The following is a 23,876-nucleotide window of genomic DNA, read 5'->3' on the forward strand; positions in this document are numbered from 1 at the left end:
GATGGAACCGATTAAGAACATACCTAGACTGTGTAGAACTTTAGGTTATGACTTTAGTGAATTAGCACTGCTTGATCATGCGCTGACACACCGCAGCGCGGCGAGTAAACACAACGAAAGGTTAGAGTTCCTTGGGGACTCTATACTCTCTATTATTATCTCTGACGCACTGTATCATCAGTTTCCTAAAGCGACAGAGGGAGATCTCAGCCGTATGCGAGCCACATTAGTATGCGGCAAAATGCTGGCTGAGATTGGCTTTGAATTTAAGTTAGGCGACTACTTAAAATTGGGCCCTGGTGAGTTGAAAAGCGGCGGCTTTCGTCGAGAGTCAATTATTGCCGACGCCGTAGAGGCGATAATTGGTGCAGTCTATTTAGATTCCGATCTGGAAGTGACTCGCAGCTTAGTGCTTGGCTGGTATAAGACGCGTCTTGAAACCATTCAACCTATTAATCAAAAAGATCCGAAAACCTTGCTACAAGAGTTGTTGCAGGGTTATAAAAAACCGCTCCCTGTCTATAAAGTGACAGATATTAGAGGGGAAGCGCACGCGCAAACCTTTACAATAGAGTGTTATGTTGAAGAGTTGCGTAAACCCGTTGTTGGGGTTGCGAGTTCCCGAAGAAAAGCCGAGCAGCTTGCTGCTGCGCAGGCTTTGGAGTTAATAAAACGATGAGCAAGAAAGATAGCAACAGTAAGAGTGAGCCGAGTTTAGATGATCTGTTAGCGCAGATGAATAACCCGTCATCGGCGGCTAAATATGATGTAACTTACTGTGGCATGGTAGCTATCGTTGGGCGTCCTAACGTAGGTAAATCGACACTACTGAACAATCTGCTTGGGCAGAAGATCAGTATCACCTCTAAGAAGCCGCAGACAACGCGTCACCGCATCATGGGGATCCATACCGATGCTGAGCGTCAAGTGGTGTTTATCGACACACCAGGTCTTCATATTGAAGAGAAACGTGCCATTAACCGTTTGATGAACCGTGCTGCAGCCAGTTCGTTAGCGGAGGTCAGCTTAGTTATCTTTGTTGTCGATGGCATGACTTGGACCGATGATGATGAGATGGTGTTGCGTAAGCTACAGAGCCGTGACGATGGTCGTAAAACGGTTTTGGCAGTCAATAAGGTTGATAATATCAAGGATAAGGAGGAGCTATTCCCCTACCTTAAAGAGTTATCGAAAAAGTTTCCTTTCGATGAAATTTTGCCTATCTCTGCTACCAAAGGCACCAATGTGCAACGTATCTTAGATATGTCGGTGGAGTCTGTGCCTGAATCTCCACACTTCTTCCCTGAAGACTATGTGACCGATCGCTCGCAGAAGTTTATGGCATCTGAGATCGTGCGTGAAAAACTGATGCGCTTCTTAGGTGATGAGCTTCCCTATGATTGCACGGTAGAGATCGAACAGTTTAAGATGATGGAAAATGGTGTCTATCAGATCAATGCCTTAGTGCTAGTTGAGCGAGAGACCCAAAAGCGTATGGTTATCGGTAACAAGGGTGAGCGCATTAAGAAGATCAGCTCCGCAGCTCGTATGGATATGGAGGTTTTATTTGATAATAAAGTCTTCCTTGAGATGTGGGTGAAGGTGAAGTCTGGTTGGGCTGATGATGAGCGCGCACTGCGTAGTTTAGGCTATGGCGACGAGTAACCTAATCTCATTAAAGGTGCCCCTTGGCTTAGTCTTCGAATATGACTGGGTTGATGGGCATTTTTTTTGTCCAATAAACACTCCCTTTTTCCCCTTTTCGAGCCTTAGCTAATGCTGCGTGGATATGTGCTTCATACTCGCCCTTTTACTGACTCAAGTGTCTTGGTCAATATGCTTGTCGATGGGCAGGGCCGGGTGGATTGTGTGGCTCGCTTAGGCAGTGGTAAAACCTCGATTAAAAGTATACTTCAGCCATTTCAGCCGCTGATTTTTGAACTCTCTGGCCGTAGTAGCCTCAAGAACCTGATCCGAGTCGAGTCTGCCAGCCCCGCGGTGCCTATTAGCGGTGAGGTGAGTTTTGCGGGGTTTTATCTTAATGAGCTACTGGTGCGCTGTATCAGTGTTGACCACGGGGCTGAGGAGATCTTCTTCGTTTACCATAAAACCTTAATGGCAATGGCTGCTGGTTTTTGTCAGAGCCAGCTGCGCTATTTTGAGTTGAGTCTACTTAAAGAGATAGGTTTGATGCCAACCCTTAATGTGGATATTGCTCAAGATGCGATAGAGGCGGATTACTACTACAGATTGCTGCCCGATGAGGGGTTTGTTAATGCCCTAGGGCCAAAAACATCGCACTACAGCGGTGAGATGTTGCTGTCGCTGGAGAGTCACACGCTGCAAGCTGAGCATTTTAAGCAGGCAAAGCATCTGATGCGTCTATTATTGGCTCCCTGCTTAGGCGATAAGCCCCTTAAGTCTCGCGCCCTGTTTAAAACTAAATCTCAATATGCAAAATAACCAAGATGAATTTTGCTCTATAGCATTTCCTTACTAAATTCGTACAATAGCTGCAAATAACTTTAAATCTAAGGAAATTCCATGAGCCGTATCCTACTAGGCGTTAATATCGATCATATAGCAACATTACGTCAGGCCCGTGGGACATCGTACCCAGATCCTGTCCATGCCGCCGCTGTCGCTGAGCATGCGGGCGCCGAAGGGATCACCGTTCACCTGCGTGAAGATAGACGCCATATCGTCGATAGAGATATCTATTTGCTGGCTAAAACTTTAAAAACCCGCATGAATTTTGAGATGGCTGTCACCGACGAGATGCTAGATATCGCCTGTGAGGTTAAACCCGCTTATGTGTGTTTAGTACCGGAAAAGCGTGAAGAGTTAACCACTGAAGGAGGCTTAGATGTTGCCGGTCAGATGGGAAAAATTGAATCGGCGGTGCAGCGTCTTACTGATATCGGGGTAAAGGTTTCCCTGTTTATCGATGCAGATAAAACCCAAATAGATGCCGCTGTCGCTGTAGGAGCACCCGTTATCGAAATTCACACTGGCTGCTACGCTGATGCCACTAATGATGCGGATCAAGCTAAAGAGCTAGCCCGTATCACAGAGATGGCAACCTACGCACACGGCAAAGGCTTAGTGGTAAACGCGGGTCATGGGCTTCATTATCATAATGTTAAGCCAATAGCCGCTATTCCTGAGCTGTATGAGCTTAATATTGGTCATGCGATCATCGCCCGTGCTGCCATCGATGGCTTAGCGACAGCGGTTAAAGATATGAAGCAACTTATGAATGAAGGCCGTAAAGGCGAATAGGCTCCTCAGTTCCTAGGTTCTAGGTTCTAGCTCCTAGGTTCTAGGAACTGATCACTTCTCTGATTTTAAGGATATGTATGATTGTTGGTTTAGGTACCGATATTGCTGAGATTGAACGTATTGAGCAGAAGGTGCCTGCGGCGGGTGATATTAAGGGGTTAGAAAGTTGCCGTTTAGCTAAACGCGTGCTCACCGAATCTGAAATGGCAATCTTTATCGCTTCAAAACAACCTGCTCGGTATCTGGCGAAACGCTTCGCCGCTAAAGAAGCTGCCGCCAAAGCGTTAGGGACAGGTATCGGCCGCGGAGTCTCTTTTCAACATATCGAAATTAGCAATGATACTAATGGTGCGCCATTAATTAGCTTCAACGGTGGAGCGGCTGATAGGTTGGCATTTCTTGGCGGTGCTCGCGCCCATATCTCAATTGCCGATGAGAAACATTACGCCACAGCTACCGTCATTCTTGAGTCGTGAGTTTATATTGATTGGTCTTGCACTGGCTAAATAATCGCTCGGCTTCCTTACTCCATCTATATCTGTTAACTCCTTCCTACTTCCACACTTGTTAAAGAAAGGTAAATGGCATTCACCTTTTTATTAAAGTACTATATATATGACATATTAATTTAATCTTCGATAGTTAACTAAGAGATAAAATAATGAAGTCTATAGTCCCTTTAGTTGTAATACTTTTTTGTCTGTTTTTTACAAGCTTCAGCAAGGCTACGCAGGTGATCCACCTATCTCCATCGGCGCAAGATATGACGCCCGTACTGGCTAAGGCACTAGCATCAGTTACCGAAAGTGAGCTGAAAATCGTACTGGATAAAGGGATTTATCACTTTAAACCGGATTATGCTAAGTCGGGTTATCGGGTGATCACCAATCATGGTAATGGGGTAAAAAAGGTTATCTTCTCATTAGAGGGCTTTGACTCAGTAGAGATTGAAGGTAATGGTGCCGAGCTGGTTTTTCATGGGCAGTTGGCGCCTTTTCAGTTCTACCGCAACAATAAGGTACGAGTCAGTGATCTTTCCATAGATTGGGATATTCCCTTTACGTTTACCTCTGAGGTTCTGGCTGTTAATTCTGAGCAGGGCTGGATTGATATTAAGCCTTTGCCAGGAAATAGTTATCAAGTCAAAAACGGGCAGCTCCTGTTTCCAAATGTTGATGGTTTTAATTATGAGTATTTAGGTTCATCTTTGGCGTTTGAGCCTGTTCAAAAGAGGGTGGTTCATGGGGCTTGGGACTTTAAGAGCAAACCTGACAGAGTACAAAAGCGAGAAAATGGTGTATTGCGTATCCATGAAAAGCTGAAGTATTACCCGCCAGTAGGCAGCTGGTTGAACTCTAAAGGCGATCGTCACAATGACAGATATGCCCCCGTATTTCAGGTGCGCAACTCTAAAGATATCCGCTTCGATGGGGTAAAGGTGCATCATGCATTGGGGATGGGTTTTCTGTTTGAGCGCTCAGAGAACATCGAGATCTTAAACAGCGGCGTATTACTTAAAGATAAGAGAAACGGCACCCGCGTTATCTCCTCTACGGCAGATGCCACTCACTTTGCTAACTGTAAGGGAGATATTCTGATAGAGAATAGCCGCTTTGAGAATATGCTTGATGATGGCGTTAATGTGCATGGCACTTATGTCATGGTTGAGAGTTTACTCAGTGACAAAAGCGTTAGGGTTGAGCTTAAACATTTTGAGCAGCAAGGATTTGAATTTGCCGCTAAAGGCGATGAAGTCTGGTTTGTTCACCAACCTGATGTTCATAGACGAACGGTCAATGAAGTGACAGGCGTTAACAGGGTAAATGAGCGCTTTATCGAGCTTAGCTTTAAAGACAGTTTGCCCAGTCAGCTGCAAGTGGGGGATCTGCTGGAGAATAAAACCTGGAACCCTAATTTTACCATGCGAGGAAACAGCATTGGTGACCACAGGGCCAGAAGCATCGTATTGAAAACGCCTAAGGAGATCCTGATAGAGGACAATCATCTCTACTCCATGATGTCATGTATCTTCATGAGGGGGGAGAGCTTCTACTGGTATGAGTCTGGCGCGGTTGAGGATGTCACCATTCGCAATAATGTATTTGAGAATTGTGCCTATTCAGGTAAAGAGCATGCGGTGATGTACATTACGCCTAGATTAGGCAAGAGCTTTGACAGTACACAATTTTTTGATAGTAACATTCGCTTTATCAACAATAGTGTGACCACCTTCGATAACCGCATTATCTGGGCTGATAGGGTTGATGGACTGATTATAGAAGGCAATAAGATAGCCAAGGTTGTTGATGAAACTAAACCGCCGCTTCACCCCAGTTCACCTGTGTTTGAATTCACTAACAGCAAAAATGTTGAGCTTAAAGGTAACCGCTATATCGGTGATAAGAAACAGCTTATCAAAGCCGATCGCCGCTCCAGTGAAACCTTAAAATATGATGGCTCTATGGGAACAAAGTAGAGACTGATAAAAAGTAATAAGGGCTAGATAGATAAGAGTTAAATGGCGTAATATGACTAGTCAGTATTAGTTTTAACGACTAGTTTTAGCACCATATAAAGGAATATAGAGATGTCGAAGAAAGAAGATAGAGATATTGAGAAGGATTATACAACGGCGGAGTTTGTGGCCAAGTTACGCAGGCTAGCAGATTCCCTTGAAAGTGGTAGCAAGTTTGAGATCCAGATAGCGGGTGAGCGCATCTATGTGCCAGTGAGAGCAAAATACAATATTGAGCATGAGCGAGAAGGGGATGAGGAGGAGATTGAGTTCCAGATTAAATGGACCCATGAATAGCCCTCCTTACCAAGCATTTTACTGCCCACAAGACTCCAGTGAAGCCACCTAACAAGGTGGTTTTTTTGTTTTTTATGAGTTGGTTTTAGCATTGTTATTCTCTTAATAAGCTGATTTTTTTTATTAAATAAAGCGTGTTAAGCTTGGGGAATATCAGGGCGAAAGGAGTCGTTACCCATGATCGGCATTTTATCATTTATTTTTCTAATTTTTTTCGTGTTTTTTGTCCGTTGGTTTGCCAACTGGTGTACTGAGTTTATGCCCGAAGGCCCGGCGAAACGTTATAGATTTTGGGGCGTGATAGCAGCATGTATGTTCATCCTCTTAGGCGATGAGGTCATAGGGGGAATCCCAGAAGAGAAGTTATTGGATGATCTTACCAACTGACTAGGTGAAAGCTTAGCCACTATGTTCTAGATAACTTCGAACTCAATTTTGATTTCATCATCAATACCTGAGAAATTCTCGGCTCAGGGTAGGTTACTTAGGTGTAGGCAAGAGAGTATAAGGGAACGCTGATAACGAAGCTGAATAATTAGAGAGTAGAAAAGAATGATTTTTTTATTAGTTTTGATTTTGCCGATTATTTTATGGTTTGCAAAATGGTGTACTCACTATATTCAACCGGGCATGACGAAATTACTGAGTTTTATCGGGGTGGTGTTTACAAGCTACATGATACTGATTGGCGATGAGGTCATAGGGGGAATTCAGTTTGGTTACCTATGTTATACAGGTCCCGGACTGGAAGTGTTAGTGGATGATCTTGAGGGACGAAAGATAAAAACAACTTTCGAGAGTACTGAAGTTAACCTTACGCCAATAAAAATAACTGAAAATCTATATACAACTTATGACATTGACACTAACGAGGTTGTCTTTAAATCGGTTGGATATGACGGCTATGGTGGCTGGTTAGCACACTGGATAAATTTTAATGACTTTAAGGGACCTTACTTATTTGATGGTTACTGTGGAGGGGGGAAAGCAAGATTTGAATTGATCGAACTGCATAATATGACTGATGTTGATTACACGAACCCTGTTGGGCAAAGTCGAGAAGAATTAAGAATAAGGGACTATAAATAATGAACATTACGGAAGCCTTCAAGAATGCATTACTTGCTGATGCGACTTATGCAATAAAGGGAAGTATAGCGACTGAACCAAGTACTTTATTGTCCAACCAACTAGGTGAAAGCTTAGCCATTATGTTCTAGGTAACTTCGAACTCAATTTTGATTTCATCATCAATATCAGTAACCTCCAGTCGAAGAAATCATCCGATCTAGATGCGGCAGTTGGCTTCCCAAACAGGGTTAGCTTGAAGTTGTGCTTCGCTCACCGCGTCACAAAAGTGTTCGCACTTTCCTCGCCAGACAGGCGGTAGATAACAATGAAGCCATGTTTACCTGGTTATTTTCAGGGATAAAATAGGCCCAATAAACCTTACTAAAAAAGATGTTTGAAACTTGTTATCCAACAAGTAGAAATTGACTCTATTAAAAGAGATCAAAATCCTTTAGGTTAATACTGTAGAAATTAAACAAACGTTTGTTTTGCCTCTGGCAGGCAATTAAATAAGCGTTACCATGGAGAAGAGCAGATGAAATCCGCCGAAGAGCAGTTATCTACCTATAAAAGTGTTCATTTAAATCCTAAAAACATTAAGACCCATTTTGTTGGGATCCCCTTGATCATCTGGTCACTGTTCTTGCTGCTTAACCTGATCCCAGTGACTTTCTTTGCATTAGAGACGCCAGCAATCAGTATCAATGTGGCATCTGTATTTGCAATTGGTGTGCTGCTTTATTATATAAAGTTGCATGCTCGCTTAGCTTTGGGGTTGGCACTGTTTATTATTCCTGTGCTTTATACCTCATCACTTGTCGCTCAAGTGCAAGGTGCGCTTTGGATAGCTCTTGCTGTTTTTGTTATCGGTTGGGTATTTCAACTTATTGGTCATCAATATGAGAAAGCTAAGCCCGCTTTTATTGACGATCTAAATCAGCTATTGATAGGGCCATTTTTCCTTATGGCAGAGGTATATTTCCTGCTGGGGCTTGAGAAGGAGCTGGATAAACAGATAACGCCGATGGCGGTTGATAAACGTCGTGCGCTGGAGGATGAACGCAGGGCAGCGCGGCTCTAGTGGGTTTGTGAGAAAATAGATAATCAAAAAAGCGAGCCACTTAGGCTCGCTTTTAGTTAGCTAGTTAAGTTAGTGCGTTAAGTGAATTAGTTATGCGGGGCTTGGAAATGCTGCGGCATGACTCTTACGACATTGACCCTGTTCTCTCCCACTTCAACTATCTCAATAGGGTAGCCTGCAATTCTCATACTGGTATTGGGCGCGGGGATCTCCTCAAAATACTCAACAATTAAGCCGTTAATGGTTTTAGGGCCATCGGTGGGAAACTCCCAAGCCATCTCTTTGTTTAGCTCACGAATATTAATGGTGGCTTCAACCAGAAAACTGCCATCTTGTTGTTTATTGATCTCTTCGCTTGGAGTCGGCTCCGGTGAGGTGGTGAAGTCGCCGACTATCTCTTCGAGAATATCTTCAAGGGTCACTAAGCCTTGTATATCTCCGTATTCGTCAACTACCAGTCCAATGCGCTCTTTATTGCGCTGAAAGTTACTCAGCTGCACACTAAGCGGAGTTGCTTCTGGGATAAAATAGAGCTCTTTCACGGCGCGCAGTAGTGAAGACTTACTGAACTGATTTTTAGACTGTAAACGCAGTGCATCACGTAGATGAACAAAACCTACGGCATCATCAATATTGTCACGATATAGGAGCACTCGAGTATGTGGACTCTGGATCACCTGCTTGGTAATACTCTTAAAGTCGTCATTAATATTGATGGCAAATAGATCTGAGCGCGGGATCATAATATCGTCAACGGTTACCTTTTCCAGATCCATAATAGAGAGCAGCATCTCTTGGTGACGGGTAGGGATAAGGGCACCAGCTTCATGGACAACGGTTCTTAGCTCCTCTTGGCTTAGCGCATCCGATGACTTTACTGAATGGATCCCAACGAGGTGGAGTACACCTGAGGTGATAAAGTTAACGGCTTTGACTAAAGGGGAGAGAAACACGAGTAACCATTTGAGGATAAAACTAGAGGGGAAAGCGACACGTTCAGGGTGGAGCGCGGCAATGGTTTTAGGGGTGACCTCTGAGAAAACCAGCACGATTAAGGTTAATACACCTGTGGCAATGGCGACCCCCACGTCACCAAAGAGTCTAATTCCTATTATGGTTGCGATAGCCGAGGCGAGAATATTCACCAGGTTGTTACCGATAAGAATAAGCCCTATCAATCTATCTGGCCGCTCAAGCATCTTAGCGGCTCGTTGCGCTCCTTTATTCCCGCTTGATGCCAGATGCTTTAAGCGGTATCGGTTGAGAGACATCATGGCGGTTTCTGAGCCTGAGAAGTAGGCTGAGATGATCAGTAAAACAAAGAGTATGATGAGAAGTATGCTGGTTGATATGGCGTCCAAAAAGGAGCTCCATTAGTTTGATTACAAATTTACTAAGCGGCTGAAACACGCGATAGAAACTACTAATTACAGCGATTCTTTTAACGTGTCAAGTCAGCCCTTTTATCTCATTCATTAAAATGTCATCAATCTATGAAATAAAAGGGCGATAGGATGGGGGCTGTTTAGCCTAAAATTAGCTCTTTGACGATTCGTGCGCCAAAGTAGGCAAGTGACAATAGTGTCGCGCCTGAAAGGGTATAGATAACGGCGGTTCTTATTTTACAGCCCACCCAATATTGCTGTGCAAGCATGGCAATATAGGTAAACCAAGCGATGATTGAGAGTACCGCTTTATGGCCTTTGCCCTCTTCAAACATATCGTCGAGGAAGATAAAGCCTGTGGCGAGCGATAAACTAAGCAAAATAACACCGACAATTACTAGATGGTAAAGCTGTTTCTCAACGGTCATTAAAGGTGGCATCGCTGGGTTCATAATCAGCTTCTTGCTCTTTAACTTATTTTGAATGATAGCAAGTTGAATGGCATATAATGCCGCGATCATCAAGGCACTGTATGCCATAAGCGAAAGCACCACATGCACTAAGATATCCGGGTGGATCTCAAAATGGGTGATATATTCTGGTGGCACTAGCCAAAGTAGGGCGACAGAGATGATAGAGCAAGCGTAAACCACTGGCACGACCACAATCATCTTGAGCCTGAAGAGCAGCACTGTAAAACTAAAGGCGATAATCCAGTTAACCAGTGAGATCACATTGGTTAGGCTGAAGTTCTGTCCGTCACCGGTGAACATAGCTTGGGAAAGCGCTGCTGCGTGTAAGACGACGGCAATGGCAGCAACTGCTGCAACTAGGCGGCGATTAGGACCGTCACTATGAAACAGACGGCTCACCACTAGCACTAAGGCGATGCAGTAAAAAAACATGGCTGAAGCGGAAAATATAACCATTGAGTATTAACCTATCGTTTTTGTTTGCGATGCTAGTATCTTGTTTATCACTTAGCTGACAAGCCTGAATGTGACGAACAAGCGAAGACTATACCTAGAATAACACGAGGGACAACTAATTGTGCAGTAGCTTGAGGCACAAAAATTAGTGCTTTCTGAGCGTTAGGCCTAAGTTTCGAACATTTGTTGTCCATTGTCACTTCAAAGAGAGTCAAGATTGAGTCTATTATCAAGGGGCGCTGAAACTAGCTTATTACGCAGGCTTGGGTATATAATGCCGCCCTATAAATATCAATTCTAAAGGTAAGAACTCGATAATGTTTGAGAACCTAACGGACAGACTGTCACGTTCACTAAAGAATATTAGTGGCCGTGGTCGCTTAACAGAAGATAATGTTAAGGAAACCTTACGAGAAGTGCGCATGGCACTACTCGAAGCTGATGTGGCTCTACCTGTTGTACGTGATTTCGTTAACAGCGTAAAAGAGCGTGCGGTAGGGCAGGAAGTTTCTAAGAGTCTCAGTCCAGGCCAAGCATTTATTAAGATAGTCCAGAGCGAACTTGAAAACGCAATGGGTGAAGCCAATGAAGCGTTAGACCTTTCGGCTCAGCCTCCTGCTGTGATCATGATGGCAGGTCTTCAAGGTGCGGGTAAAACTACCAGTGTCGCGAAGCTATCTAAGTTCCTACGTGAGCGTGAAAAGAAATCAGTTTTAGTTGTCAGCGCCGACGTCTATCGTCCAGCCGCGATTAAACAGCTAGAAACCTTGGCGACTGAGGTTGAAGTTGAGTTCTTCCCATCGGATGTCAGCCAAAAACCTATCGACATTGTTAATGCTGCGATGGCCCATGCCAAACTCAAGTTTATCGATGTGGTTATTGTCGATACCGCAGGTCGTCTGCATGTCGATGAGAGCATGATGGATGAGATCAAGGCACTTCATGCTGCGGTCAATCCAGTAGAGACTCTGTTTGTTGTCGACGCCATGACGGGTCAAGATGCGGCAAATACAGCTAAAGCATTCAATGAAGCTTTGCCTTTGACTGGTGTGGTATTGACCAAGGTCGATGGTGATGCACGTGGTGGTGCTGCTTTATCTATCCGTCATATTACCGGTAAGCCGATTAAGTTCTTAGGTGTGGGTGAGAAGACCGACGCACTAGAGCCATTCTATCCTGATCGCGTCGCATCACGCATCTTAGGCATGGGCGATGTGCTGTCACTGATTGAAGAGGTTGAGCGCGGCGTCGATAAAGACAAGGCGATGAAGCTGGCTTCGAAAGTGAAGAAAGGCGGCAGTTTCGATCTTGAAGATTTCCGTGAACAGCTTCAGCAGATGAAGAACATGGGCGGCATGATGGGCATGATTGAGAAGCTTCCGGGTGTTGGTCAGTTACCGCCAGAAGCATTAGCTCAAGTTCAAAATGGCAAGATGACTAACCAGATGGAAGCGATCATCAACTCCATGACTAAAGGTGAGCGTGCTCGCCCAGATATCATTAAAGGATCGCGCAAGCGCCGTATTGCTCAAGGTTCTGGTACACAAATTCAAGACGTAAATCGCTTGTTGAAGCAGTTTACACAGATGCAGAAGATGATGAAAAAGATGTCGGGTAAAGGCGGCATGAAAAAGATGATGCGTGGCATGAGCGGTATGTTGCCACCAGGCATGAAGATGCCAGGCCGTTAAAATCTAGTTAAATTGAAGGCTCGGGTTGGGCATTGGCCTAGCCCGAGCCTTTTATTTTAGTGGTCAAAAAACATTGCATTCGTCGGCGAGTAAGGTAAAATCGTCCGGCTTTCTACACTGGGACACTTCGCGAACACGGAGTCCCAGTTTTTATTTTGCTTCTTAGAAGCAAACCATTAGAGGATTGAAGACGCATGGTTACCATTCGTTTAGCTCGTGGCGGCGCAAAAAAGCGTCCATTTTATAACATCGTAGTTGCTGACAGCCGTAATGCCCGTGATGGTCGTTTCATTGAGCGTGTTGGTTTCTTTAACCCAATGGCACGTGGCCAGGAAGAGACTCTACGTCTTGACCTAGACCGTGTTGAGCACTGGGTAACTAACGGTGCTGGAACATCTGAGCGTGTTGCAAAGTTGATCAAAGACGCTCGTAAAGCTGCTGCTTAATAGCGTTAAGGTATAGTTTGATGAGTAGTAAACAAGAACCTGTCGTACTGGGTAAAATAGGCTCCAGTCATGGCATTAAGGGTTGGTTGAAGATCACTACCTATACCGAATCTGTTGAAGGTATTTTTGATTATTCACCTTGGTTGATTAAAGAGCAGGGTGAGTGGCGCGAAGTAAAAGTTACCCAGTGGCGTTTTCAGGGTAAAGCTGTAGTGGCTTCTCTTGAAGGCGTAGAAACACGGGATCAGGCACAGATGCTCACAAATTGTGAGATTGCTGTGTCTGCAGAGCAGATGCAGGAACTACCAGAAGATGAATTCTACTGGCGTGACCTCATCGGTTGTGAAGTAACCAATACCAAAGGCTATAACATGGGTAAGGTTCAGGAGATCGTGGAAACAGGATCGAATGATGTACTACTTGTTAAAGCTAACGCCAAAGATGGCTTCGGCAAAGCGGAACGTATGATCCCCTTTGTCACCGAGCAGTTCGTCCTAGAGGTGAACTTAACGGAGAAACAGATCTTAGTGGATTGGGATCCGGACTTTTAAGTCGAGGTACAACATATGTGGTTAGGGGTTGTAACCCTGTTTCCAGAGATGTTTCGTGCCGTCACAGACTTTGGAGTAACGGGTCGGGCCGTTAACAAGGGCCTGTTAGAGTTGCAAACGTGGAATCCAAGAGATTTCACCCATGATAAACATAAGACAGTGGATGATCGCCCCTATGGTGGTGGCCCTGGCATGTTGATGATGGTGCAACCTTTACGCGACGCTATTCATGCTGCGAAAGCGGCAGCTGGCGACAGTGCGAAGGTGATTTATCTCTCTCCTCAGGGGCGCAAGCTGACACAGCAAGGCGTCGAAGAGTTAGCTAAATCGGACAGTTTGATTTTGGTATGTGGTCGATACGAAGGTGTTGATGAACGTATTATTCAAACTGAAGTGGATGAAGAGTGGTCAATTGGAGATTACGTGCTTTCGGGCGGTGAACTTCCAGCGATGACTCTGATTGATTCAGTATCAAGATTGGTACCGGGTGTACTCGGTAAACAAGCTTCGGCAGAGCAGGACTCCTTCTCTGACGGTTTATTGGATTGTCCCCACTATACTCGCCCTGAAACCTTGGATGGTTTAGATGTACCGGCAGTCTTGTTAAGTGGTAACCACGAACATATTAGACGCTGGCGTCTACAACAAAGTCTCGGTAGAACTTTGTTAAGGCGACCAGAATTATTAGAAAATCTAGCTCTGACTGACGAACAAACGAAGCTTTTAGCTCAGTTTGTTGATTCAACAAATGAGTGTGGATAGTTACGATCAGTTATTACTAGTATGGAGTTTATTTCATGAATAACATCATTAAAATGCTCAACGAAGAGCAAATGAAGAAAGATGTACCAGAATTTGGTGCAGGTGACACAGTTGTAGTTAAAGTACGTGTTGTTGAAGGTGGTAAAGAGCGTCTACAGGCGTTCGAAGGTGTTGTAATCGCTAAGCGTAACCGCGGCGTTCACTCTGCATTCACTGTACGTAAAATCTCTAATGGTGAAGGTGTTGAGCGTGCATTCCAAACGCACAGCCCAATCATCTCTGATATCGAAGTTAAGCGTCGTGGCCGTGTTCGTCGTGCTAAGCTTTACTATCTACGTGAGCGTTCAGGTAAGTCTGCACGTATCCGTGAGAAGCTTTCTACTAAGTAATTTAGTAGCTCGCAGTAAGAAAAAGACGCAGTGTTCGCACAATAACCCGCCAATAGGCGGGTTTTTGTGTTTCTAGGAGCTGGGAAAGTTTTGAGTTCAAGACAAGCCGAGAAAGTTAAGAGGAAAGAAAAGACAAAAAGAGCTTCGAGATAAAGTTCGAGTCTGCAATCAGTTCAGAATGATAGCAGCAAGCCAGATACCGATAGGTATAACTCCCTCTATATGTAGAACCTGCTTCAACTGAGAAGTTATTTTCACTGGAGTCATATCGACCTAGAAACTAGGTCCTTCTCTTTTTTCCATGAATTTTGTTTTAGTTGGTAGATCTTGCTTGATCTTAGGATTAACCACAGGCATAGTTAGTTCTCGATTGTAATGGTGTAGCGTTACGGCTTTACGGTTTATAGGTTTATAGGTTTATAGGTTTATAGGTTTATAGGTTTATAGGTTTATAGGTTTATAGGTTTATAGGTTTATAGGTTTACAGTTTTCAAAGCTTATTGAGAGCACAATTAAACAGAGAACAGAGCAATTCAGACAACTTAGGGAATTATCAGGTGGTTAGTATGCAGCAAGATACAATAAATAATGTTCATATCAGTTCAGAAAAAGTACTCGTGACACCTCAAGAGCTAAAGCTTGAGCTTCCTCTGTCTGAGTCTGCATACCACTATGTATTAAATGCCCGTAAAACAGTTGCTGATATCGTACACAAGCGAGATAACCGCGTACTTATCGTCACCGGTCCCTGTTCAATCCATGATATCGACTCTGCGAAAGAGTACGCATTGAAGCTTAAGACGCTCCATGATGAGCTAAAAGACGACTTCTTTATTTTGATGAGAGTCTACTTCGAGAAGCCAAGAACGACCGTAGGCTGGAAGGGGATGATCAATGATCCCGATATGGATGAGTCGTTTGATGTTGAGAAAGGCCTAAGAAAGGCCCGTGAGTTGATGATCTGGTTGGCTGAGTTAGGTTTACCTGTTGCCACGGAGGCGCTCGATCCTATCAGCCCTCAATATATGTCTGAGCTGGTCACTTGGTCGGCTATTGGTGCAAGAACCACTGAGTCACAAACACACAGAGAGATGGCGTCAGGCCTCTCTATGCCAGTGGGTTTTAAAAATGGCACCGACGGTAAGTTAGGAGTGGCTATCAATGCCCTCGAGTCTGCTGCCAGTGGTCACAGATTTATGGGAATTAACCAGCAAGGGCAGGTGGCACTGCTTCAAACTGCGGGTAACCCTGATGGCCACGTTATTCTGCGAGGTGGTAAGAGCCCTAACTATGATGCTAAGAGCGTTAAAGATTGTGAGAGTCAACTGCACAGTGCGAACTTGAATGCACGTTTAATTGTCGATTGCAGCCACGGCAATTCATCAAAGGATCATAAAAAGCAAAAAGGGGTCTGCGAAGATGTATTTAAGCAGATTTTATCCGGTAATCAATCTATCATTGGTGTGATGCTTGAGAGCCACCTCAATGAGGGGAATCAAAGCAGTAATAAGCCGATGAGTGAGCTGGCTTATGGCGTCTCTGTCACGGATGCGTGTATTGATTGGGCCACGACAGAGGAGCTGTTGCGAGCCGGAGCCGCATCACTGAGCAGCGTGTTACCTAATCGTTTCGATCAACGAAAAGTGGTTAATGGTTAATAATCACTGCTAAAGTGACCCTGTTTTTATGCCTTCTTGATGGAATGATAACGAATGAATGAGAGAACGACGGCTGAACTTGAGAATTTACGAGGCCTGATAGATGGTGTTGATCAGCAGTTGATCCACCTGCTTAGAAAACGGTTAGATCTGGTTGCACAAGTTGGTGCAGTCAAGCATGGAGCAGGATTGCCGATTTATGCTCCCCAGCGAGAAGCTGCCATGTTAGCTAAGCGCCGTGAAGAAGCTAAAAAGATGGATGTGTCGCCACAGCTCATTGAGGATATTCTAAGACGCTTAATGCGTGAGTCCTACCTCAACGAGAAAGATATCGGTTTTAAGCAGGTCAATCCAGATTTAGGTCATGTGGTTATCGTTGGTGGTAGCGGAAAATTAGGCGGTTTGTTTTCTCAGATGCTGGTGTTATCTGGCTATCAGGTAAAAGTCATCGATAAAGATGACTGGGCTAGAGCTGATGAGATCTTTGACGGAGCAGGATTAGTCTTAGTGACCGTGCCTATTGGTATTACTTGTGATCTGATAAAAGATAAACTCACGACACTACCGCAAAGCTGTATTTTAGCCGATTTAACATCAATAAAAGGTGAGCCCGTTGAAGCCATGCTTGCGGCGCACAGTGGGCCCGTTGTCGGTCTGCACCCTATGTTTGGACCAGATGTAGGCAGCTTAGCGAAACAAGTTGTCGTGGTATGTCATGGCCGCCAGAGCGCTGAGTATCAATGGCTACTTGAGCAGATCCAGATATGGGGAGCCAGAATTGTTGAAGCAGAGCCTGAGAGACACGATAAGGCGATGCAACTGGTTCAAGCTATGCGTCACTTCTCTTCGTTCGTCTATGGATTAAACCTCTATAAGGAGGAGGCGGATATTGAGAGCTTGCTTCAGTTTAGTTCTCCTATCTATAGGCTAGAGCTGGCCATGGTGGGGCGTCTGTTTGCTCAAAGCCCTGAGCTTTATGCCGATATTATCTTCGCGCAAAAAGAGAGTATGCAGGCGATTGGTGATTACCTCGATAACTACTCTCAAGCCCTCTCTCTTTTACAGGTAGGGGACAGGGATGCATTTGTTGAGCAGTTTAAAGAGGTCGCGCAGTGGTTTGGTGATTTTGCACCTCAATTTCAGCGTGAGAGTCGAGCTATGCTGCAGTCTGTCAATGATATGAAAACAGGCTGATTTAGCGGTTTATATTGATTAGTATTCGCTATGTAATGAAAGGGAGCTTAGGCTCCCTTTTTCGTTCCTGTCTCTAAGCTTATTTTTGGCGATTGCAATAACTGCCCTCTTCTATATTTATTTTATACCAATCGGTATAAAGATGTGATCGCTCAGCGAGAGTTTAGCGCCTCTGAGGCAAGGCAACGAGTGAGGAACATAGTTGTTCTACGTTTAAGCTCGTTAACGCTGCAGCGGATGCGCTAAAACTCGCCTGTAAGGAGTGTTTTTGGCTGCCTACTTCTGCGTTGAATGAACTCACAAGGGAATAACCATTCTGTCATTCATTCGCCTTGAATTAGCTTGCCAAAAAAACTTTGAGTAGATCACTTTCTTATACCGATTGGTATTACTAGCGCTTGTTAATAAACAAGTATTTTTATTTTTGTGATGTATGTTTACTCCTCGCTGTTCAATTTGATCTGCCTCAAACTTTTACTGATTAAATAAAATTCTACTATCTAAGTGGCAAACCTTACCTTTACACTAGTTTAAAACATGCAAACAAAAAGCATGATTAAAATTAGGAGCAATAGTAATGTTTTGTATTCAGTGTGAACAGACAATCAGAACCCCAGCAGGAAATGGCTGTAGTTACTCTCAAGGTATGTGCGGCAAACTTGCTGAGACCTCAGACCTTCAAGACCTTCTTATCTACATTCTCCAAGGTGTGTCGGCTTACGCCGTAAAGGCTCGTGAGTTCAACATTATCGATGCTGAGATAGATACCTTTGTTCCTAAAGCTTTTTTTGCAACATTAACCAATGTGAATTTTGATGATGCAAGACTGATTGAGTATGTTGAGCAAGCCAATACCTACCGTACTCGCTTAAAAGATGCCTACGAAGCGCAGTGCGCTGCAAACGGAGTCACTGTTGCCGAAATGAGTGCTCCAGCTCAGTTAGTGTTAGCCACTGCTAAGCCTGAGTTATTAGCTCAAGCCCCGCTTGCGGCTCCTAATCGCGGTGATGTGCATGAAGATATATTAGGTCTTCGTTTGTTATGTTTATATGGTTTAAAAGGTGCGGCAGCCTACATGGAGCATGCACGTGTTTTAGATCAAACTGATGCCGAGGTGGCAGGGAGCTTTCATGAGATCATGGCTTTCCTTGGAGAAGACTCTGTTGATGTGGATAAGCTATTTGCCACATCCATGGAGATAGGTCAGTTAAATTACAAAGTGATGGCCATGTTAGATGAAGGCGAAACCAATGCCTTTGGACACCCTGAGCCAACTCAAGTTAATACCGTTGCAGTGAAGGGCAAAGCGATTTTAGTTTCAGGTCACGATATGGTCGACCTTGAGCTTATCCTTAAGCAGACAGAGGGTAAGGGGATTAATGTCTTTACCCACGGTGAGATGCTGCCTGCATTGGCTTACCCTGAGTTTAAGAAATATCCACACCTAGTGGGTAACTATGGCAGTGCTTGGCAGAACCAGCAGAAGGAGTTTGCTAACTTCCCCGGCGCTGTGGTGATGACCTCTAACTGTATTATCGATCCAAACGTAGGCAACTACTCAGACCGTATCTTTACTCGTAGTATCGTTGGCTGGCCAGGTGTGACCCATCTTGTTGGTGATGACTTTACTCAGGTTATCGAAAAAGCCTTAGCACTTGATGGCTTTATCTATGATGAGATCCCCCATCTAATCACCATAGGTTTTGCCCGCAATGCGCTTATGGCTGCAGCTCCGGCAGTGATAGAGAATGTGAAAAGTGGTGCTATTAAGCATTTCTTCCTTGTCGGTGGCTGCGATGGCGATAAAGCGGATAGAAGCTACTTTACCGATATTACGACTCAGGCGCCCGATGACTCATTGATCCTGACTTTAGGTTGTGGAAAGTACAAGTTTAACAAGCTGGAGTTTGGTGATATTAATGGTATTCCACGTCTGTTAGATATCGGTCAATGTAATGACTCCTACTCGGCGATTCAGCTTGCTATCGCGCTTTCAGAAGCATTTGAGTGTGAGATTAATGAGCTACCTTTGAGCTTAGTACTCTCATGGTTCGAGCAAAAAGCGATTGTTGTATTACTTACCCTGTTGTCACTGGGCGTTAAAAACATTCGCACTGGGCCAACACCACCGGCTTTCCTTACTGAGAACCTGCTTAATATCTTAGAGGAGAAGTTTGGATTGCGTAATACCACAACGGTAGAAGCCGACTTGAACACCATCCTCAATGTCGCATAGGGCTTAAGCCTATATCGAGACTGGCCAAGATTCTTATACTGATTGGTATCAATCTAAGGTCTTGGCCAATTGTCTCCAATACTTTTACATTGGCTTTATGTATTAGCTGCTCTATTGAAATCTCTTTCTCTTAGTGAATGGAAATAAAATGAACCTAGATACCCCCTCTAAGCTGGATATGGATGAACTGCAACTCACCTCACCAACTTGGTTACATGGTGAAGTTGAGCTGTTATGTGTAGAGAAGTGGCATGAAACCCATGATGTGGTGAGTTTTCGTTTTCAGGGGAAAAGCCCAGTTAAGTTTCAGTTTAAGCCCGGTCAGTTTTTGACATTTATGCTTGAGATTAATGGCGCAGTGATTTATCGCAGTTACACCATATCCTCTTCACCGTCTAGGCCTTACTCTATCGTTGTGACTGTTAAGCGCATCGAAGCTGGTGTAGTGTCTAACTATCTGACCGAATCGCTTCAGGTTGGTGACACTGTAGTGGCAACTGGTCCTGATGGAGTATTTAACTTAGTCGATATTCCTGCAACTAAGTACCTATTTTTAAGTGCTGGTAGTGGCATTACCCCTATGTACTCTATGACTCGCTGGTTAACCGATACTCAAGTGGGCGCTGATATCGCTTTTCTTCACTGCGCAAAGAGCATGAGAGATCTTATTTTTAAAGAGTCGTTAGATAAGATAGCGCTGAACAACCCACACTTTGATTTAAGCTATATCCTAGAATCTGATGCCGAAAAGCTGACTGCTGAGTATAGCTGTAGAGCTGGCCGAATTAATGGGCAATACCTCAGTGAGCTTGTGAGCGATTTTCAAGATAGAACCATATTTGTCTGTGGTCCAGCGCCTTTTATGTCAGGAGTACGAGCTGTACTCAGTGAGCTGGGTTTTGATATGTCTCAATACCATCAAGAGAGCTTTGGTGACGGTATTGTGCAGACGAGTTCAACGGCGACTTTGGCACAAACCCCTGAGACAAAAACCTTTATGTTAAGCATAGGGGATCGCCAAAGGGCGCTGAGCCCTGAGCAGAGTTTACTTGAAGGGATTGAAGCTGAAGGCTTGCCTATTATTGCTGCTTGTCGTTCGGGCGTATGCGGTGCGTGTAAGTGTCAGGTCGTTGAGGGAGAGACTGAGTCCAGCAGCCAGATGAGCCTAACGCCCGATGAGATTGAGCAAGGTTTTGTGTTGGCCTGTTCAACAAAATTAAAGTCGGATATCACCTTAGTGCTTTAACCTTGAGTGAGGGAATTAACAAGATTGAGCAAGTAGAATTTGCGCAATAGCCAGTGACAACGTATTGTTAAGGGGTGAACCTATTAGATCAACGTGTCATTTTTGGAGTATATCTATGATATCGACGGCGACAGAGGGAGCGGCGATAGACGACCCAAGCTTAGCGCACCTTCTTTACGGCTTGATGACAGCTTTTCCTCTTTTTTTTCTACCTACCTTGTTAGGGCTAGCCATCAACCTTGCCCATAAGCCGCAAGGTGTTAGTGCTATGGTTCAATCACACCTGCGCTGGCAGAGACACTCAATGATTGGCTTTGCAATCTTAGCTGGGGTAGGTTTTTTCCTTTCACCACTGTGGCTAAGCGTCAGCATCTATCTTGTTGCAACACTCTGGTTTTGCCACCGAATAATCAAAGGTTGGTTAAGTTTGACTGAGGGTGTTGAGGTTTAGTCTCTAAAGTTGAGATAAAAAATGAGGACCTAGCTAGGTCCTCATTTTTTTTGGCTAATACCGATGAGAAAATAGGTTTATTGGTATAGGTTTCTAAGTAGTTCACTATGGCTGGCGAGCTCAGCATCAAACTCACTATTTTCAGATGAAAAGTTCAATATTAACCCGTCCGCCTTAAGCTGTTTTGCAGCTTTTGCATGGGGGGAGAGTGTTTGCTGACTCGATGCGTAACAGGGGTTAATCAAAATTGGCAGGTGGGTTATTGTCTTAATATCCACTAGTGCTGCAAGATCGAGAGAGGGCATCATTGAGTCATTGAATGTTCTTACACCCGATTCACAAAGGATTAGCTGTTGATTTCCTTGGGTCAGTACTGTCTCTGCTGCATTGAGTAACTCCTCGATACTTGCCATGGTATTGCGCTCAAGTATCACAGGAATATGCAGTGAGCCCACCTGTTTAAGTAAGGGCTTATTATGCATCTGTTTGCCTGTGATAAGTAAAATACTGGCATGATCAGTGGCAAATTTTAACTCAGACTCATGCTCGACTGCGATGATGCACTCGAGATCAAATTGGTGCAGTGCTTTTTTAAACTCAAGGATATTACTGCCGATATCGATTTGATGAGATAAGCCCTCTAAAATTACGCCTTGAAAGCCAGCTTCTTTAAGTGATTTTGCTTTGTGGCTGTAGAGTTCACTCTCTTGGGGCAAAGAGATAAGTGCAATGGCACCAAACTGGCCATCACCAATCTGTAGCTGGCCTATGGTTACCTCTGTGGCATCATCAAGGTTGGTTTTGCTGTATCTAGATTGCCCAGCGTTGAGAGTTGATTGAGTCACTGAAGGCTTATCTGAGTGCTCAGCTCGGCTGGTATCTGGTTCAATCATCAGCTGACTGTTTGAGAGCTGAGTTGGATTAACCGTTTCACAAGGGTAACAGCCTAATACTTTAATAAAGCGGGTGATGCGTTCTAGCTCTTTCAGGGCTGACTGCATGGCATCGCTGGCAAGGTTTGCATCGAGATCCAGATAAAACATCTCCTCCCAAGGCGTACCAGGGATGGGACGTGACTCTAGCTTACTCATATTCAGGTTGTGAGCTTTTAGCACTAAAAGGGCTTCTACCAGAGCACCTGGTTTTTGACCTGTTGCCATGATCAAGGTTGTTTTTGCTGGAAGCTGCTCAGGAACGGCAATGGCTTTTCTTGCAACAACGATAAAGCGGCTCTGGTTAATTTTCTGATTTGCTAAATCTTGTGCTATTGCTTCAAGTTGATAGAGTGCGCCTCCTTCTGCACTACCTATGGCGGCAACACTAAGATCATCACTCTCTATCACTCGCTCCATCGCTTCGGCGCTGCTTGAGCAGTATTCTAGCTTATAGTCTGGATGAAGAGTTAGATATCGACTGCATTGACTGATAGGTTGAGGGTGGGCATAGACGGTTTTAATCTGCTCTAACTTGCTGCCATTTTTGGCTAATAAGCAGTGACCAACCTCAATTGTGGTTTCGCCGACAATGGCTAAACTTGTGTGTTGTAAGACGTCATAGACCTCGTTGATAGAGCCCGAAGAGGTGTTCTCGATGGGAAGAAACCCATAATCGGCATGGCCAGATTCTACGGCCTGAACTATCTCATCGAAGCTCTTGCAGCCTAAGTCTTGCATGTTGACCTGTCTGCGATCGCAATAACGGTTGGCGGCGAGGTAGGAGTAGGAGCCTCTTGCACCTAAGTAGGCGACATTATATTGCTGTTTTTGAGTGTCAGGGTTAGCGCGGCTTTGGAGGTAGGCTTGTTGATTGAGTACTGAGTCTTCAATAATGCTTTGATAGAGGGAGATAACGTAGTGGGCATCTAATCCTTGCTCTCGCCCCTGTTTAACTAATCGGGAAAGTAACTCTTTCTCTCTTTGTGTATCGCGTATAGGGCGAATATCGACCTCTTTGCTACGGGCTACGTCCAGACTGAGCTCACGTCTTTTAGCCAATAGTGCCAGTAGATCTTTATCTAATGAGGTGATCTGTTCACGGGTATGGTTTAGTGGCTGTGGTTTGCTCATGCTGTCCTCTAGTTAATTTCCTAATTCTGATACATGGTAAATTTACATAAGTGTTCCTGACACAAAGTAAATTTATATCCGTCCATGGTAAATTTACATAAGTGTTCCTGACACAAAAAAGCCCCCCTAGTGGGAGGCTTTGGAATTTTCACTTTCGTTTTTACACCGAAATTCCGCCTCCCTGTATGGGTGGAATAAAAAAGAAAGTAAAAAAGTGAACGTTACGTTGTTTCATAACTATAAAAGTAAAGCCCGAGCTAAGGAGTGTCAATTAAAAACTCGTTTTATATTTAACCGTATGCGTGATTAATAGCAATCCCGTATATCCAATCTACTTCGAAGTGCTTGCTTCAGAGCCCCGTAGGCTTGTTGAACAAATTAGTGATTGAGAGCATTCAGGAGAGTGGGTGATGGAATGTGGCATAAATGTTCTCGACATAACTACCACATTTTTCCGTCCATGGAATATGGCATAAATGTTCCAGACATAACTACCACATTAATAAGATGGTACGCCCCAACCTAGTGTTAAACTCCAGTTTGTCTGGTTAACAAAGAAGAGGTGGTCATCATGTCTAACTTTCGCGTTATAGGGATTGATTTAGGTAAAAGCACATTTCATCTTA

23 protein-coding genes and 1 other annotated feature are annotated in these 23,876 nt (G+C 44.3%); of the genes, 20 read left to right on the plus strand and 3 right to left on the minus strand.

What is annotated here, in order from left to right:
- The first annotated feature begins 1 nt into the window (after position 1).
- The 10 genes from rnc (at position 2) to K0625_RS08265 (ending at position 8,246) form a co-directional block, all read left to right on the plus strand.
- Complete coding sequence (gene rnc / locus K0625_RS08220) at positions 2-679, plus strand: ribonuclease III (RefSeq protein ID WP_012323881.1); 678 nt, start codon at positions 2-4, stop codon at positions 677-679.
- The gene (gene era / locus K0625_RS08225; RefSeq protein ID WP_220109248.1) at positions 676-1,665 is read left to right on the plus strand and encodes a GTPase Era; all 990 of its coding nucleotides are present in this window, start codon (positions 676-678) and stop codon (positions 1,663-1,665) included. The genes rnc and era overlap by 4 nt, the downstream gene beginning before the upstream one ends.
- 111 nt (positions 1,666-1,776) lie before the next feature.
- Positions 1,777-2,463 (plus strand): DNA repair protein RecO, encoded by a 687-nt coding sequence (gene recO, locus K0625_RS08230; protein ID WP_220109249.1) that lies wholly within the window; start codon positions 1,777-1,779, stop codon positions 2,461-2,463.
- An 81-nt stretch (positions 2,464-2,544) separates the two neighbouring features.
- On the plus strand, positions 2,545-3,282 hold the full coding sequence (gene pdxJ, locus K0625_RS08235) for a pyridoxine 5'-phosphate synthase (RefSeq protein WP_220109250.1): 738 nt from the start codon (positions 2,545-2,547) through the stop codon (positions 3,280-3,282).
- Positions 3,283-3,359: 77 nt separating this feature from the next.
- Positions 3,360-3,758: a holo-ACP synthase gene (acpS, locus tag K0625_RS08240; protein ID WP_220109251.1), complete on the plus strand. Its 399-nt coding sequence runs from the start codon at positions 3,360-3,362 to the stop codon at positions 3,756-3,758.
- A 257-nt stretch (positions 3,759-4,015) separates the two neighbouring features.
- Positions 4,016-5,758, plus strand: coding sequence for an alpha-1,3-galactosidase-related protein (locus K0625_RS08245; RefSeq protein WP_333473840.1), 1,743 nt, complete (start codon positions 4,016-4,018; stop codon positions 5,756-5,758).
- A gap of 111 nt (positions 5,759-5,869) precedes the next feature.
- Entirely contained in the window at positions 5,870-6,094 is a 225-nt protein-coding gene (locus tag K0625_RS08250) for an amphi-Trp domain-containing protein (RefSeq protein WP_220109253.1), read from the plus strand.
- 177 nt (positions 6,095-6,271) lie between these two features.
- Positions 6,272-6,481, plus strand: a complete 210-nt coding sequence (locus K0625_RS08255) for a hypothetical protein (RefSeq protein WP_220109254.1) — start codon at positions 6,272-6,274, stop codon at positions 6,479-6,481.
- Between the two features lie 165 nt (positions 6,482-6,646).
- Positions 6,647-7,183 (plus strand): hypothetical protein, encoded by a 537-nt coding sequence (locus tag K0625_RS08260; protein ID WP_220109255.1) that lies wholly within the window; start codon positions 6,647-6,649, stop codon positions 7,181-7,183.
- Between the two features lie 517 nt (positions 7,184-7,700).
- Complete coding sequence (locus K0625_RS08265) at positions 7,701-8,246, plus strand: Mpo1 family 2-hydroxy fatty acid dioxygenase (RefSeq protein WP_220109256.1); 546 nt, start codon at positions 7,701-7,703, stop codon at positions 8,244-8,246.
- An 86-nt stretch (positions 8,247-8,332) separates the two neighbouring features.
- Here K0625_RS08265 and K0625_RS08270 read toward each other — a convergent pair whose 3' ends face one another.
- Together K0625_RS08270 and K0625_RS08275 are read right to left on the minus strand one after the other, a co-directional pair.
- On the minus strand, positions 8,333-9,607 hold the full coding sequence (locus K0625_RS08270) for an HlyC/CorC family transporter (protein ID WP_220109257.1): 1,275 nt from the start codon (positions 9,605-9,607) through the stop codon (positions 8,333-8,335).
- Positions 9,608-9,771: 164 nt separating this feature from the next.
- A complete protein-coding gene (locus K0625_RS08275) occupies positions 9,772-10,560 on the minus strand; it encodes a cytochrome C assembly family protein (RefSeq protein WP_012323890.1) in 789 nt (262 codons plus the stop codon).
- Between the two features lie 317 nt (positions 10,561-10,877).
- On the opposite strand from K0625_RS08275, the gene ffh reads away from it, so the two are divergent.
- The 10 genes from ffh (at position 10,878) to K0625_RS08325 (ending at position 21,184) form a co-directional block, all read left to right on the plus strand.
- Complete coding sequence (gene ffh, locus K0625_RS08280; RefSeq protein ID WP_012323891.1) at positions 10,878-12,251, plus strand: signal recognition particle protein; 1,374 nt, start codon at positions 10,878-10,880, stop codon at positions 12,249-12,251.
- Between the two features lie 194 nt (positions 12,252-12,445).
- Positions 12,446-12,697 (plus strand): 30S ribosomal protein S16, encoded by a 252-nt coding sequence (rpsP, locus tag K0625_RS08285; protein WP_012323892.1) that lies wholly within the window; start codon positions 12,446-12,448, stop codon positions 12,695-12,697.
- A 20-nt stretch (positions 12,698-12,717) separates the two neighbouring features.
- Positions 12,718-13,248 (plus strand): ribosome maturation factor RimM, encoded by a 531-nt coding sequence (gene rimM / locus K0625_RS08290; protein ID WP_012323893.1) that lies wholly within the window; start codon positions 12,718-12,720, stop codon positions 13,246-13,248.
- Positions 13,249-13,263: 15 nt separating this feature from the next.
- Positions 13,264-14,010 carry a tRNA (guanosine(37)-N1)-methyltransferase TrmD gene (gene trmD / locus K0625_RS08295; RefSeq protein ID WP_012323894.1) on the plus strand — a complete coding sequence of 249 codons (747 nt, stop codon included), beginning with the start codon at positions 13,264-13,266 and terminating at the stop codon, positions 14,008-14,010.
- 35 nt (positions 14,011-14,045) lie between these two features.
- On the plus strand, positions 14,046-14,399 hold the full coding sequence (gene rplS / locus K0625_RS08300; RefSeq protein ID WP_012323895.1) for a 50S ribosomal protein L19: 354 nt from the start codon (positions 14,046-14,048) through the stop codon (positions 14,397-14,399).
- A 566-nt stretch (positions 14,400-14,965) separates the two neighbouring features.
- Positions 14,966-16,057, plus strand: a complete 1,092-nt coding sequence (locus K0625_RS08305; protein ID WP_220109258.1) for a 3-deoxy-7-phosphoheptulonate synthase — start codon at positions 14,966-14,968, stop codon at positions 16,055-16,057.
- 54 nt (positions 16,058-16,111) lie between these two features.
- Positions 16,112-17,251, plus strand: coding sequence for a bifunctional chorismate mutase/prephenate dehydrogenase (tyrA, locus tag K0625_RS08310; protein WP_065187464.1), 1,140 nt, complete (start codon positions 16,112-16,114; stop codon positions 17,249-17,251).
- Positions 17,252-17,828: 577 nt separating this feature from the next.
- A complete protein-coding gene (gene hcp / locus K0625_RS08315) occupies positions 17,829-19,487 on the plus strand; it encodes a hydroxylamine reductase (protein WP_220109259.1) in 1,659 nt (552 codons plus the stop codon).
- Positions 19,488-19,635: 148 nt separating this feature from the next.
- A complete protein-coding gene (locus K0625_RS08320) occupies positions 19,636-20,733 on the plus strand; it encodes an FAD-binding oxidoreductase (RefSeq protein ID WP_220109260.1) in 1,098 nt (365 codons plus the stop codon).
- 115 nt (positions 20,734-20,848) lie between these two features.
- On the plus strand, positions 20,849-21,184 hold the full coding sequence (locus K0625_RS08325; RefSeq protein WP_220109261.1) for a hypothetical protein: 336 nt from the start codon (positions 20,849-20,851) through the stop codon (positions 21,182-21,184).
- 77 nt (positions 21,185-21,261) lie between these two features.
- Here K0625_RS08325 and pheA read toward each other — a convergent pair whose 3' ends face one another.
- A complete protein-coding gene (gene pheA / locus K0625_RS08330) occupies positions 21,262-23,250 on the minus strand; it encodes a prephenate dehydratase (protein ID WP_220109262.1) in 1,989 nt (662 codons plus the stop codon).
- Between the two features lie 111 nt (positions 23,251-23,361).
- Positions 23,362-23,483, minus strand: a sequence feature (Phe leader region).
- Positions 23,484-23,876 lie beyond the last annotated feature (393 nt).

It is taken from the genome of Shewanella nanhaiensis, from assembly GCF_019457885.1.
GTDB lineage: Bacteria > Pseudomonadota > Gammaproteobacteria > Enterobacterales > Shewanellaceae > Shewanella > Shewanella nanhaiensis.

Coding starts and splice junctions, on each gene's coding strand:
- trmD (WP_012323894.1), top strand. CDS start 13,264: ATGTGGTTAGGGGTTGTAACCCTGTTTCCAGAGATGTTTCGTGCCGTC.
- K0625_RS08260 (WP_220109255.1), top strand. CDS start 6,647: ATGATTTTTTTATTAGTTTTGATTTTGCCGATTATTTTATGGTTTGCA.
- era (WP_220109248.1), top strand. CDS start 676: ATGAGCAAGAAAGATAGCAACAGTAAGAGTGAGCCGAGTTTAGATGAT.
- K0625_RS08305 (WP_220109258.1), top strand. CDS start 14,966: ATGCAGCAAGATACAATAAATAATGTTCATATCAGTTCAGAAAAAGTA.
- ffh (WP_012323891.1), top strand. CDS start 10,878: ATGTTTGAGAACCTAACGGACAGACTGTCACGTTCACTAAAGAATATT.
- hcp (WP_220109259.1), top strand. CDS start 17,829: ATGTTTTGTATTCAGTGTGAACAGACAATCAGAACCCCAGCAGGAAAT.
- tyrA (WP_065187464.1), top strand. CDS start 16,112: ATGAATGAGAGAACGACGGCTGAACTTGAGAATTTACGAGGCCTGATA.
- rimM (WP_012323893.1), top strand. CDS start 12,718: ATGAGTAGTAAACAAGAACCTGTCGTACTGGGTAAAATAGGCTCCAGT.
- rnc (WP_012323881.1), top strand. CDS start 2: ATGGAACCGATTAAGAACATACCTAGACTGTGTAGAACTTTAGGTTAT.
- rplS (WP_012323895.1), top strand. CDS start 14,046: ATGAATAACATCATTAAAATGCTCAACGAAGAGCAAATGAAGAAAGAT.
- K0625_RS08265 (WP_220109256.1), top strand. CDS start 7,701: ATGAAATCCGCCGAAGAGCAGTTATCTACCTATAAAAGTGTTCATTTA.
- K0625_RS08250 (WP_220109253.1), top strand. CDS start 5,870: ATGTCGAAGAAAGAAGATAGAGATATTGAGAAGGATTATACAACGGCG.
- K0625_RS08275 (WP_012323890.1), bottom strand. CDS start 10,560: ATGGTTATATTTTCCGCTTCAGCCATGTTTTTTTACTGCATCGCCTTA.
- K0625_RS08320 (WP_220109260.1), top strand. CDS start 19,636: ATGAACCTAGATACCCCCTCTAAGCTGGATATGGATGAACTGCAACTC.
- K0625_RS08325 (WP_220109261.1), top strand. CDS start 20,849: ATGATATCGACGGCGACAGAGGGAGCGGCGATAGACGACCCAAGCTTA.
- pdxJ (WP_220109250.1), top strand. CDS start 2,545: ATGAGCCGTATCCTACTAGGCGTTAATATCGATCATATAGCAACATTA.
- acpS (WP_220109251.1), top strand. CDS start 3,360: ATGATTGTTGGTTTAGGTACCGATATTGCTGAGATTGAACGTATTGAG.
- K0625_RS08255 (WP_220109254.1), top strand. CDS start 6,272: ATGATCGGCATTTTATCATTTATTTTTCTAATTTTTTTCGTGTTTTTT.
- recO (WP_220109249.1), top strand. CDS start 1,777: ATGCTGCGTGGATATGTGCTTCATACTCGCCCTTTTACTGACTCAAGT.
- pheA (WP_220109262.1), bottom strand. CDS start 23,250: ATGAGCAAACCACAGCCACTAAACCATACCCGTGAACAGATCACCTCA.
- rpsP (WP_012323892.1), top strand. CDS start 12,446: ATGGTTACCATTCGTTTAGCTCGTGGCGGCGCAAAAAAGCGTCCATTT.